This window comes from Candidatus Binatia bacterium (assembly GCA_029243485.1).
In the GTDB taxonomy this organism is placed as follows: domain Bacteria; phylum Desulfobacterota; class Binatia; order UBA12015; family UBA12015; genus VGTG01.
The window spans coordinates 1-12,732 of record JAQWRY010000081.1; the positions used below are offsets into that span (position 1 = coordinate 1).

At 61.8% G+C, this 12,732-nt stretch carries 8 protein-coding genes and 1 pseudogene; 3 read left to right on the top strand and 6 right to left on the bottom strand.

What is annotated here, in order from left to right; translation table 11 throughout:
* Positions 1–2,610: DUF4215 domain-containing protein (locus tag P8R42_23890; protein MDG2307641.1), on the top strand; the 2,610-nt coding region annotated here is incomplete at its 5' end.
* 281 nt (positions 2,611–2,891) lie between these two features.
* Here the strand turns inward: P8R42_23890 and P8R42_23895 are convergent.
* From P8R42_23895 to P8R42_23905, 3 genes are all read right to left on the bottom strand, one after another.
* On the bottom strand, positions 2,892–3,890 hold the full coding sequence (locus P8R42_23895; GenBank protein MDG2307642.1) for an endonuclease/exonuclease/phosphatase family protein: 999 nt from the start codon (positions 3,888–3,890) through the stop codon (positions 2,892–2,894).
* Between the two features lie 8 nt (positions 3,891–3,898).
* Positions 3,899–4,906: an endonuclease/exonuclease/phosphatase family protein gene (locus P8R42_23900; protein ID MDG2307643.1), complete on the bottom strand. Its 1,008-nt coding sequence runs from the start codon at positions 4,904–4,906 to the stop codon at positions 3,899–3,901.
* A gap of 138 nt (positions 4,907–5,044) precedes the next feature.
* A complete protein-coding gene (locus tag P8R42_23905; GenBank protein MDG2307644.1) occupies positions 5,045–5,434 on the bottom strand; it encodes a beta-propeller fold lactonase family protein in 390 nt (129 codons plus the stop codon).
* A gap of 251 nt (positions 5,435–5,685) precedes the next feature.
* Between P8R42_23905 and P8R42_23910 the strand changes: the two genes are divergently transcribed.
* Complete coding sequence (locus tag P8R42_23910) at positions 5,686–8,232, top strand: penicillin acylase family protein (GenBank protein ID MDG2307645.1); 2,547 nt, start codon at positions 5,686–5,688, stop codon at positions 8,230–8,232.
* 20 nt (positions 8,233–8,252) lie between these two features.
* On the opposite strand, the gene P8R42_23915 is transcribed toward P8R42_23910, so the two are convergent.
* Complete coding sequence (locus P8R42_23915; GenBank protein ID MDG2307646.1) at positions 8,253–9,125, bottom strand: PQQ-binding-like beta-propeller repeat protein; 873 nt, start codon at positions 9,123–9,125, stop codon at positions 8,253–8,255.
* Positions 9,126–9,350: 225 nt separating this feature from the next.
* Here P8R42_23915 and P8R42_23920 point away from each other — a divergent pair, with 225 nt between their 5' ends.
* Positions 9,351–11,750: a fatty acid cis/trans isomerase gene (locus P8R42_23920; protein MDG2307647.1), complete on the top strand. Its 2,400-nt coding sequence runs from the start codon at positions 9,351–9,353 to the stop codon at positions 11,748–11,750.
* A 232-nt stretch (positions 11,751–11,982) separates the two neighbouring features.
* Here the strand turns inward: P8R42_23920 and P8R42_23925 are convergent.
* Both P8R42_23925 and P8R42_23930 read right to left on the bottom strand, forming a co-directional pair.
* A pseudogene (locus P8R42_23925) lies at positions 11,983–12,273 on the bottom strand (MBL fold metallo-hydrolase).
* 15 nt (positions 12,274–12,288) lie between these two features.
* On the bottom strand, positions 12,289–12,498 hold the full coding sequence (locus P8R42_23930; GenBank protein MDG2307648.1) for a hypothetical protein: 210 nt from the start codon (positions 12,496–12,498) through the stop codon (positions 12,289–12,291).
* Between the last annotated feature and the right edge of the window lie 234 nt (positions 12,499–12,732).

Sequence of the window (12,732 nt, forward strand, 5' to 3'; positions counted from 1 at the left end):
TGTGAGAGCGGAGGGATACCGCTGGACCAGGCCTTCCCGGGCTGCGGCACGCCCAGCGCGACGGCGTTGCATGCCTGCATCGACGCGCGCGTGAGCTGCGAGATGTGTCGTTTCCTGAACGAGGCGGACGACCTCGTGCTCGATTGTGACCAGTTCGATGACGGTAGCTCGAACGGAAGCTGCGAAGCCGTCTGTGGTGACGGCATCGAAGATGCGGGCGAGGCCTGCGACGATGGCAATATGACGTCGGGCGATGGCTGCCGCGCGGACTGTACGCTCGAGCTCTGCGGCGACGGTCTCGTCGATGCCGGGGAAGCATGTGATGACGGCGGCACTGCGGATGGCGATGGCTGCAGCGCGAGCTGCACCATCGAGACCGGGTTCGTTTGCGCAGGCGAGCCGTCCACGTGTGATGGGATCTGCGGCGACGGACTCATCCTAGGTTCCGAGATTTGCGATGATGGCGGCACGGCAGCCGGTGATGGCTGCGACGACACCTGCAACGTCGAGAGCGGCTTCGCCTGTGCGGGTGAGCCGTCGGTGTGCGACGGGATCTGCGGCGACGGTTCGATCCTGGGAACCGAAGCGTGCGACGACGGGGGCACGGCCCCGGGTGATGGCTGCGACGCCGCGTGCGACGTCGAGACCGGGTTCTCGTGCGAGTCCGAGCCGAGTGTCTGCGGCGGGATCTGCGGCGACGGATTGCTGCGAGGCGCCGAGGCCTGTGACGACGGAGGCACGGCACCGGGTGATGGTTGCGCGGCCGGCTGCACCGTCGAGGTTGGATATTCCTGCGTCGGAGAGCCGTCGAGCTGCGACGGCATCTGCGGTGATGGACTGATTTTCGGAACGGAGGCGTGTGACGACGGTGGAACCACGCCGGGTGACGGTTGCGACGGCTCCTGCCAGATCGAGACCGGCTTCAGCTGCGGAGGTCTGCCGAGCAACTGTGTCGGGATCTGTGGCGACGGCCTCGTGCGGGGAACCGAGACCTGCGACGACGGCGGGACGGCGGGCGGCGACGGCTGCGACGGTGCCTGCCAGGTTGAGCCTGGATACTCCTGCTCGGGTGAGCCGAGTGTGTGTCAGGGAGATTGCGGAAACGGACTCCTGGACGCGGGCGAAGCCTGTGACGACGGGAACCCGAACAACGGCGACGGCTGCACGAACACCTGCGTCATCGAGAGCGGCTACACCTGCGGGGGCGTGCCCAGTGTCTGTAATACGACCTGCGGCGATGGCCTGATCGTCGGCGCGGAAGCGTGCGACGACGGCGGTACGGCTCCGGGGGACGGCTGCGACGCGGTCTGCGGCATCGAAGCCGGGTACGCCTGCGCCGGCGAGCCGAGTTCCTGTGGTCCCGTCTGTGGCGACGGCCTGATTCGCGGCTCCGAGGCTTGTGATGATGGCGGCACGGCTCCCGGCGACGGCTGCGACGAAAGCTGTGGCATCGAGTCGGGCTACGGATGCTCCGGCGAGCCGAGTTCGTGTGCGTTGCTCTGCGGAAACGGAAGCCCCGACGCGGGTGAGGAATGTGACGAGGGTGTCGCGAACTCGAACGCTCCCGATGCCACATGCCGCACCGACTGCATGCTCGCCGGTTGCGGGGACGACATCCTCGACACCGGAGAGGAGTGCGACGACGGCGCGCTGAACTCGAATCTCCCCGATGCGAGCTGTCGACTCGACTGCACCTTCCCGACTTGCGGCGACGGCATCGTCGACGTATTGGCCGGCGAGGAGTGCGAAGACGACAATGACTGCACGGCGGGTGACGTCTGCGGAAGCTGCGAGTGCGGCACCCCGCTCGGGAGCTGGTTCTTCAACGTTGCGGCGGGTTCGAGTGCGAACTGTCCGGCGGATGGTGATCCGGGGTCGTTCCTGAAGGGGCGCGGTCTTCCGACCGGTGGCCTGCTCGGGGCGATCTGCAGCATGACGCGCGGCAACTTCAGCGCGAGCGCAAACTTCGAACTCGTCGGTGGTGTCCCGGATGCGAACGGGGTTGCCGAAGTCGAGTTGGCGGCGGCTCAGGTCGTCGGCGTGCAACAGCCCAGTGTCGCCAGCGACAACTGGATCTGTGTCCGGGTGGAGTCGAACGGTCCCGGTTGGGTGGACTGCGACGGCGGGATGAACGCCGATTCGACCGCAGTCGTAGACAGCAACGCTTCTGCGGCGCCGCCTTTGCCCGAGTGGGATGATCTCTGGTTCACCGCACCTTCCGGGGCTGGGGACTCGGGGGCGGGCGCCGGCATTGCGCCGGTCACCGTGAAGATCATTCAGGGGCCGGCCTCGTGTCCGGGGCCGGCGGACGCCGCGTGGGACGTCATCGATGGCGTGAACACCGCGCTGGCGACGGGCACGGCAACCGCGACGATCAACGATGCGGAGTCGTGTCCGGGTGGCAATTTCATCACCGGCTCGTGTCCGTCGTCACCGTTTGTTGCGTCGCTCGCGGGTACGAATCTCTCGTGCGCAAACTGGACCACCCAGACGAGCAAGTCGTTCGTCGTGCCGCTCTTCCTGCTCGGTCAGGATTTCGGCGAAGCGATCGGTGTGGTCCTGGGCGTCGGTGACATCGCCGTCGCCGCCCGGATCACGACGGATCCGTGATGCGCGGTCGGGGCTTCGTCGGGCGATCCGGCGAAGCCCCGACCGGATTTTTGAGGTCGCCTAGGGCACGAGCGGCTGGGCCGGCACGGGCCATCGCGTCTGCTCAGTTGCGACGTTCGGCACGGTTGCCACCAGGTCGACGACCAGACGAATTTTGGTCTCGATCATCGACGGACTATGGCAGCGAGTCTGAGCGCGGCTAGCTCGTCGTTTCCACGGCTTTGGTCGAACGGATAGATCTTGGCGCGTCCGAGGACAGCCGGTTCCCGGAGCTCCTTCGCTCAGGAGCAGCGGTAGGCGATTTGTACGCCTGTGTGGTTCGAGGGCCAGCACACGGCTTCTGGCTCGGGACCGCAGCTCGGGGCAAATGGGTTGGGGACCTCCGTCCAGAGTTGGGTTCCGGGGCCGAGGCCGTTGGCGGGCAGAAGCGTCGGGCTGCACGAAGCTTCGGGCTCGGCCGGAATGAGAAAAATGAAGTCGATGCGTGAGCGTACTTCCAGCTCGGGAGATTCGAGCCCGGCCTCGGAGCGGCCCGAGGTGCAGCCGATCCCGGTTTGGGGATCGCATTCGGGATTGCCGGCTGCCAGATAGGAATCGATCCAGCCCCGCTGCGTGAATTGTCGATATACGAAGGAGCCGGGTCTTGCGTTCATGTCTCCGGTCACGAGTGCCGCACCCGGAACGTCGTGCGTTCGCTCGATGAACTCCACCATTTGCACGGCCTGGCACTCACGGATGGTGGTAGCCCCCGCTTCGACGCAGGCCGCGGGGCAGTTCTCGCCGCATGGGTTGTTGGCGCCGTCCACACCAGAGGCGAGGTGGGTCGAGTAGACGTCGAGTGGTCCGGTGGGGTGTGCGATGCGTGTCCATAGGACGCTTCGGAAGTCTCCGATCAGGCGTTTTTGTTCGATTCGTTCGACCGGATGACGCGACAGGACCAGTTCGTCGTCGACCTGTGTGAGTCTGGAACCCATGACTACCCTGTAGGGGAACGGGCAGACCTCGGCGGCGGCGCGTTCGATGCTCGCCACACTCGGCGGCCAGATTTCCTGAAGCGTAATGACATCGAGACAGCCGCTGGCGTGGATGAATTCCATCATCAGGTCGACCCGGTCGGCGAGCCGACAGTCCTCGCTTTCGGGGGGGCAAAAGATGCCGTGGAGGAGGTTCAGGTTTGCCGCGGTGACGTCGGGGGCGGCTCGGTTGGAAGCGGATTCGCCGCAGCTTGAAGCCGCGAAACTGATCGCCAGAAGTACTGCCAGGGCATGTACGAATGACATTTTTTTCCTTAGGAACAGCGGTACGCGACCTGGACGCCGGTGTGGTCGGAGGGCCAGCAGATTGCGTCGGGCAGAGGGCCGCAGTTCGGCACGAATGGGTTGGGGACTTCGGTCCAGAGTTGGGTTCCCGGGCCGAGGTCGTTTGCGGGTAGAAGCTCGGGTTGGCAGGAGGAACCGGCGGTGGCGGGTACCAGGAAGATGAAGTCGATCCGCACGCGAACTTCGAGTTCCGGAGACTCGAGGTCGGTCAAGAGTTCGTCTTCGCGTCCCGAGGTACAACCGATACCTGTGTCGGGATTGCACTCGGGGTTTCCGGCCTCCAGGTAGGTATCGAGCCAGCCCTGCCCGACAAACTGCTCGTAGACAAAGGAGCCCGGCCGCGCGTTCATGTCTCCGGTGACCAGAGCCGCGTTACTCACGTCGTGGGTGCGCCGGACGAAATCCACCAACTGAACCGCCTGGCAATCCCGAACCGTGTCGACACCGGCATCGCGACATTCCTGCGGGCAGTTCTCGACGCACGCACTATTGCCCGCGTCCGCGCTCGAAGCGAGATGGGTCGAATAGACATCGAGCGGACCGCTGGGGTGGGTGATGCGCGTGAGTAGGACTCTGCGGAAGTCCCCGAAGAGGTCGAGTTGTTCGGTCTTCTCGAGGGGATAGCGACTGAGCACCGTTTCGTCGTCGACCTGGTTCAGTCGTTCACCCTGAACCGTCTCGTAAGGAAACGGGCAGACTTCGGTCGCCGCCGGTTCGATCAACTCGAGGCTCGGCCGCCAGATCTCCTGCAGGGTGATGACATCGGGGCACCCGCTCGCGCGGACGAACTCCATCATCAGATCGACCCGATCCGGGAGCCGGCAGTTGTCGCTTTCGGGGGGGCAGAAGATTCCGTGGACCAGATTCAGATTGGCGAGCGTGACGTCTGGCTTGCCCGGATTGGAGGGAGATTGGCCGCAGGCCGTTGCTGTCAGAGCCATTGCGACAAGGAGTGTCGAGACGAACTTGGAGGACATTCCCGTGCCTTTTCAAATTTTTTGCGCTGCTGTCAATGCCCACGGGGCGGGCCGTCCATGAGGCAGAACGAGTCGCACGCCAACGTCCGATAAGGAGCCGTTATATCGCCTTGGAGCCAAAAAGGGGCTTCATGTCGGCTATCCGCTGACGGCATCTCTGGAGAACCGGAGGATCCGCCCTCGGAACGATCTGCCGGACGTATCTATGTAGTAGTGCGAACCATCCGGACTGGGGGTGTGCGCGCCGAGCGTCGGTGACACCGGAAAGGCGACCCCTTCGACGTAGCTAGCGACGAAGGACAGCACCCCCGTTCCCCCGTCCCTCGAGAACACAACGACCGTGCTGTCGAGCCCCTGGCTAAGGACGTACACATGCGCCCCGTCGGGGCTGACGATCACGTGGCGAGGCGCCTCGAGCCCCGACACGCCGCCGACGCCATTGGTCTTCGAATCCACGAGCGACAGCGTGGCCGCGTCTGCGGGCAACCCCGCGAGAAGTCCGATCACCAACGTCAGTATTATGCGCACGAGACTGCCTCCTGAGATTCCAAGATCACGAAACGCCGAACCGTCCGGCGTGCCATGACTCAATCGAGAATCGCCGTCCCGCGAAAGAGAGCGGTGACTCGATGCGAAAGACCCATTTGCCATAGATCGCAGCCTCGAAACAGTTAGAATTTCGGGTTCCAGCGATCGTTGAGGGGGACGCTCAGCCATTCCGGGTTGCCCAGCTGCGATCCCGAGCCTAAGTTCATCGGGCCACCAAGGGAGACTGGACCATGACAGCAGGATCACTCAACCGCGTACTCGCCGCAGTACTTGCTTGCGCTCTCTTCACCGCCGGCTGCTCCGGCGACAACGGGAACTCCGGGAACAACGACAGCACCGGACCAACCGAACCGACCGACCCACCGACTGACCCGACCGAACCAACAGATCCGATCGACCCTGGTGGACCCGGCGGGGACCGCGCCTACTACATTCTGCCGCCCGGCAACTACGGCGGCCTTCCCGTCGGTCCGCACTCCCTCGACCAACTCGCGCTCTACGATGGCCTCACGCCGCTGCGCGGCAACGTCACCGATGCCGACATCGAGGAGTTCTTCCTGCCGCAGAACCTCGCACCGATCGGCGAAACCAACGTCATCGACACCGGCCGCAGCGGCCTGACGCTCGCGTATGACGAGTGGGGCATCGCTCACATCACCGGCGAGACCCGCGAAGACGTTGCGTTCGGCGCGGGTTGGGTGACCGTCCGAGACCGCGAGCTGCTCATCAACTTCGGCCGGGGGCCTGCTCGCGCCGCCGTGATCGACATCCCCGGCGTCAACGCCTTCTCCTTGGTCACCAGCGCCACCCCCTACGTGCCGAGCGCGGCGGCGGAACAGATGGTGACCGACCAGGTCGAACGGATCCGCACCACCCTGCCCGAGGGTGAAGAGATCATCACCGATGCGCAGGCCTACGCCGACGGCGCCAACGCGTACCTCTTGGCGAATCCGAATGTTGCGCTCGAGCCGTTCACCGTCAACGACATCATCGCCACCACCGCCTTCATCGGTTCGATCTTCGGCGCCGGCGGTGGCGGCGAAGCAGGAAACTCGGAGTTCCTCTCCCAACTCCAGAACCGACTCGGAGCGGATCAAGGTCGGGACGTATGGGACGACCTCATGCAGACGAACGACCCGGAGGCACCCAAGACCATCGAGGAAGAATTCGCGTACGGCACGTTCACCGGAGGCGAAGTCTCCGGCTCCGTCGTCCTCGACGAGGGATCCATCATCTCGCTCGACCCGCGCGACCCGCAGCCGGGTGCAGCGCCCGGCCTCGGCCTCGGCGACGTCGGCTTCGTCGAGGCGGCCGGCGATCCACCGAGCCGCAACGCATCGAACTGGCTGATCGTCCCACCCGAGGGATCGAAGCCCGGCAATACGCTCGCCGCCATGGGGCCACAACTCGGCTACTACTACCCCGGGATCGTGATGCAGATTCATCTCAAGACCCCGGAGTGGGAGGCCCAGGGCGCCGCGGTTCCCGGCCTGGCGCACTACATCCTGATCGGGCGCAGCGAGAACTACGCGTGGAGCCTCACGTCGGCCAACCAGGACGTGCGCGACGTATTCGTCGAGGTGCTGTGCGATCCCGGCGGGTCGACACCCACTCGCGACACGGGATCGTACCTGCACGATGGCGAGTGCATTCCGTTCGAGATCTTCGACGCCGGCACCATCGGCGGGACGCCGATCATCTACCCAACCTCGGTGCACGGTGCCGTCATCGGCACGGCGACGGTGTCCGGCGAACCGGTTGCGCTCACCCGACAGCGGTCGACCTTCGGCCGCGACGGATTCAACCTCGCCGCTCTGAAGGACATGACGGAAGGCGACGCCGAGACTCCGGAAGCCTTCTTCCAAGCGGCCAACAAATTCGGCTTCACCTTCAACTGGGGCTACGCCAACCGCGACGGCATCGCCTACTTCGCCTCCGGCCTGCTCCCCGTTCGCGCCGGCGGCCTCGACCGACGCTTGCCCACGATCGGCAGCGGCGAGTACGAGTGGGCGGGCTTCCTCAGCCAGGCGGAACACCCACATGCGACCGGACATCCGAACGGTCGCCTCTTGAACTGGAACAACCAGGCGGCACCGGGCTGGATGCACGGCGACACCACGCTCTTCGGCTCACATCACCGAGTCGAGAATTTCGATCAATGGCCTGACACCCCTGAACTCGCCGACGTGGTGTCGATCATGAACCGGGCCGCCACCGAGGATACGCGCGCTCTGGTCTGGCTGGTGGTGACCGAGATGCTCTCCGGTAGCGATGCGCCGTCGGACCTCTCCGGCCAGGTCATCGACATCCTCGACGCATGGCTGGCGGACGACGCGCCGCTGCTCGATGCCGACGAGGACGGCGACTACGACGAAGCCGGCGCAATGATCGCCGGACAACTGTGGGGCCCCGTGCAGACCGCCACCCTCGCACCCGTCTTCCAACCCCTCTTCGACGACGGCATCGGCCTGCGCGGCATCGACGAGACGTCGATCGTCGACAAGGACCTGCGCACCCTGCTCGGCCAAACGGTTCAGGGACCCTTCTCGACCTCGTACTGCGGTCTTGGTGACATTGACCGCTGTCGCGCCGACCTCTGGGCCGCGGTCGACACGAAGGTGACCGAACTCGCCGCCGAGTTCGGTGACGATCCGACATTGTGGCGTCGCGAAGGTCGCCGGAGCGGCTTCACGCCGGGCCTGATCCCCGACACCTTCCGCTCGACGAATCGGCCGACCTTCCAGCAGGTGATGGAGTTCGCGCAGGGCGCGAACTGACCCCAGGGCGCCGGGCGTAGCTACGACGGACGACGCGAGCCATCCAGACTAAACTCGGCGCACTGCCGATCCGACGCTCCGAACTCGACGGAGACGGCGAGGGTGTGTTGGCTCGCTTCGTCGAGGGTGATCGGGTTGAAGATTCGCACTGTGGCACCGGCGATGCTCGGGTCGGACGGAGATCCAGGCAGCGGAGCTTTGATATCGTCGTCGCGAATCCGGAACGTGACCTTCCGCCGGTTCGGGTCGCCAGGGTCACCGATCCGGAGTTTGTCGCCGTCCAGGGGACCGGCTGTGCCAATCAGACCGCCGAGCTTGACCACCGCGAGCTTGGACCGGATGGTTGGTCCCATTTGCCTGATCCCGAAGTATCCTGCGGTGATGTAGTCCCCGGACGGATCAACGGCGAGGCCTAACGCCGCGTCGTAGTCTGCGGCCGACCCATCGATGTCCCGGCGCCACGACACCGCACCCGTAGCTCTGTCCACCTTGAGCATCACGAAGTCGGAATCGGAAGCGATGCCGCCCCCCGCGAGCCCGGCCGCGAACACATCGCCACTCCCGTCGATCGCCACCTGGAAGGCACCCGCCTCGTCCCCGCTTTCATAGCGCCAGACCTCCGTGCCGGTACTACCGTCGTATTTGACCAACGCCGAGTCGCCGCTCAGCCGTTCGACCACGATCACGTCGTCTCCCGAATCGATCGCGATCGCCGTCGCTTCAGAAAATCCGACGGCGGGATCGCGCTCCTGGCGCCAGAGCTCGATACCGGTCGAGCCGCTGAGCTTGATGACCAGCAAATGGTGACTGCCGCCCACGACGTCGAGGCGTCCGGCGGCGAACACATCCGCGGCCGTCCATGAGGCAGAACGAGCCGCACGCCAACGTCCGATAAGGAGCCGTTATGTCGCCTTGGGGCCAAAAAGGGGCTTCATGTCGGCTATCCGCGACTTTTCCGCTCGGCTTTTAAAGCCTAAAGTGGCGGGGGCAATAGTACTATTGACGTGATTCCAGATTTGCTGTGGGTAGATTGGAAGCGGCTTCGACTCCGTCCTTTACTGAAATCAGAGTAATCACATTGTTTTACCGGCGACCTATTAGACAAGGGAATCATTAAGATGCCTCAGTACCTAAAGCCATCCGGCTCTTTTTTTGTCATGCTGGTATTCTCGGCGCTCGCTCTAAGCTGCAGCGATGAATCCTCGGTCGCTGGGGCGAATGCTCCTCAGAAGGTGGCTGTTGCGGAACCGGCGCCCGGCGTATCGGCTACTTATGCCAGCGAAATCCAACCGATCTTCAACAATCGCTGTATTGCGTGTCACGGCTGCATTGGTTCGCCTTGCAATGTGAAGCTTTCTTCTTTTCGTGGCGTCGAGCGAGGAGGCTTCGGGACGAACCCCTATTCTCTGCATTTTGATGATGTTCCGCGAACAGGGATGGACGTTCACGCGACGACGAAGGCGTGGCGCGAGAAAGGTTTTTACCCTGTGGTGTCGCGGGGGGGCAGTGCCATTGAAAATCTAGCGGGATCGATGATTACACAGCTTTTGACCTCGGGGCAGCAGAACAATCAGCCGGGTTTCTCACGGAAAGCATTGATGTCGACGTATGCCCAACGTTACAAGCATTCCTGTCCTAGTACATCCCACGCCCTTGCGTCGCACCTGACCGACAATCCCGCCGAGGGTATGCCCTATGGGCTTCCGGCCTTGGATGAGTCGCATTTAGAGCAGATTAAACAGTGGGTCTCAGCCGGTTCGCCTGGACCCACTGAAGCGGACCTTGCAAAGGCCTCGGCTCTGTCTAATCCGGATATCGTCGCTCGTTGGGAGGTATTCCTCAATCAGCCCGATGCGCAACACCAACTGGTTTCACGGTACATCTTTGATCACGTCTACCTCTCGACTCTTGCGCTGGATGAAAGCCCGGGCGAAGTCTTTAAGTTGGTGCGCTCAAAAACGGCCGGAAACACGCTCAAAGACGTCGCGGCGGGAAAGCCCACTCCGAAAGTCGTAGTTATTGATACACCTCACCCCTATGACAACCCAATGGCCTATGCGGGTGTGGACCATTTCTATTATCGACTTCAGAAGATGACATCTCGACCCGTGCAGAAAACTCATTTCGTCTGGCAGCTTGGGCAGGACGATATTGCCCATTTAGAATCGGTATTTTTTGACCGGGAGTGGGCCAGGGCTAAAGGCTTTAATGCGCCCTGGGACGGCGGCAATCCGTTCGTCATGTATGAAGCCATTCCCGCGAAGTCTCGCTATCTCTTCCTGATCGAGAATTCGGCTGTCATCGTGGGCGGCATTACATCGGGCCCGGTCTGTCTAGGGCAGGTCGCTACCTACGCGGTTAAGGATCAGTTCTGGGTTTATTTTATGGACCCGGATCATGATGTATCGGTGCTCGACCCACAGCTCGGGCTCGGCGACTGGGAGGCTTTAATGGACCGTTCGCCTATTGGCAATGAAGCCTATGAGAGCGCATATGGGAAGGCGGTGGAGCGGCTCTTTCCGGACGGCTACACGATTGATGCACTTTGGGACGGAAATAAGACAAACAAGAACGCCTGGCTGACGATCCTCCGCCATGAAAGTAATACGTGGGTCATGACAGGGCGGCAGGGGGGCATTCCGCGGAGCCAGTGGGTCATGGGCTTCAGTGGTTTTGAGCGCATCTATTACGACACCGTGGCGCACTTTGAATACTGGGGAAGTGATACGGGAAAGCTTGAGACCGTAGGCTTCTTTAATTTCTTGCGGCAGGAGTTTGAGGACGACTTTCTCTTATTTCTACCTAAAGACGTGCGTGGAAAATTCCGTGAAAGCTGGAGCAAAGGGGTTGGCGATGTGGGGCTTCACCTGACAAGCTTCGGTACAAAAGACCAGCCATCTCCAATTAAGAACAATGATCCCGCCCATCCGCTTTTGGGTATAGTGAGCAATATTGAAGCTCATATGGGCTCCACGATTACTGGGCCCATCGATCACCTCAACCCTTGGGTCAAGAAGCCTTACCCTCTTGAGAAGGGGGTTTCTAATTTCGACGAGTGGGTCGAGGCCATCTCGACGATGACCGTGACCACCGACTATAAGTTTCCGCGCTACATGCCAAGCATGATCGTCATGAAGGTCAAACAGGGGGAAGAATCTCGTCTTTATACCTTGGTGCTGAACCGTGTTTATGAAACTCAATATACGATTCTCTTTCAGAATGGGGTGGAACTTCCCGACCTGTATACCATGAGCATATATCCGGACGTGGTGGGTGGCTTCCCTAACCTCTTTATGGAAATCGACGTTGAGCAAGTGCCCGCTTTCGTTCAGCAACTACGCGACGTGCAATCGATGGCTGATTTCCTCGAATTTCGAGATCGCTATGCAGTACTGCGCAACCAAGCTAATTTCTGGTCGACCTATGATTGGTTCAACGACTGGAATTTCACCCATCGAAAGCAGGATGCCGGCGTGTTCGATCTTTCCTATTATGACTTATTTGATTCAGTATATTGACAGCCTGCAGCCGTCGTGGGCCGGCTATCTCGCTAGCTAAAACAGAAACCGGGGGTATAGCGGGGCATTGTCAACTTAACTGCATAGCTGGTGTGGAATCGGTGTCGGTAAGTTAGCTAGCAAGGCCGGCGAAGAGTGAGTCTATGAATACATACAAGCGCCAGCGACTTTCTCCCGGATATCATCAGCGAGGGTGCAGCTCATAGTGACGTGAGTCTGGATTCATCTGATCTCAAAAAGTTATCGTTCCGATGTCTGCGAAATGACTCAGAACTCGCGAGTCCCCCAATGCTTGACACCCGCGCGCGAGTGTCGCCAAACGCAGTATCGCGGCCGCATCTCTGAAACGTCGCGGCGGTTCCGCCAGAGGCTCGTCGGAGAGATCGAAGGTGCCAAAATGGATACCGAGATCGGTTTTAGCGCGTAAATGCAGTGCGGCCTGAAATGCCTCTTCAGGGTTCATGTGCGACTGGCGCATCATGACTCGTGGTTCGTAGGCGCTCATGGGAACCGCCGCCAGATCAAATGGCCCAAGCTTCTATCTAATTTCCTCAAAGCCGGTGAAATAGCCAGTATCCGTCCATGAGGCAGAAGGAGGCGCACGCATACGTCCGGCAAGGCGCAGCCAGGTCGTCTTGGAGCCAAAAAGGGGCTTCATGTCGGCTATCCGCTCTTCCGCCGAAAAACGACGGCGTGTCTTGCGCTGAATATCGCGGACCACCTTCTCCGCGCTCTCTCCCTTACCCATCGCGTGCTCCTTCCGGTTGGGCTGGAAGTGTCTTTTATTTCAAACCCCTAACTGGTCCAACTTGGGCTGAACCCGAACAAACGCCCGCGGCGGAAGGTTGCCTGCGCGTTGCGATCCAGAAGAACTGAAACATCGAGCAATGGGTGTGGTGCTCTCAGGTTCCCGAGAGCAACGACTCCTCGTTCCGACGATCGTACGACGAAAGCGAGCATGATCTGCCCCAAAAGCATCGCT

Excerpts from the sequence above, each read along its gene's own strand:
- P8R42_23895 (MDG2307642.1), bottom strand. The coding sequence starts at position 3,890 with ATGTCATTCGTACATGCCCTGGCAGTACTTCTGGCGATCAGTTTCGCG.
- P8R42_23900 (MDG2307643.1), bottom strand. The coding sequence starts at position 4,906 with ATGTCCTCCAAGTTCGTCTCGACACTCCTTGTCGCAATGGCTCTGACA.
- P8R42_23910 (MDG2307645.1), top strand. The coding sequence starts at position 5,686 with ATGACAGCAGGATCACTCAACCGCGTACTCGCCGCAGTACTTGCTTGC.
- P8R42_23920 (MDG2307647.1), top strand. The coding sequence starts at position 9,351 with ATGCCTCAGTACCTAAAGCCATCCGGCTCTTTTTTTGTCATGCTGGTA.
- P8R42_23930 (MDG2307648.1), bottom strand. The coding sequence starts at position 12,498 with ATGGGTAAGGGAGAGAGCGCGGAGAAGGTGGTCCGCGATATTCAGCGC.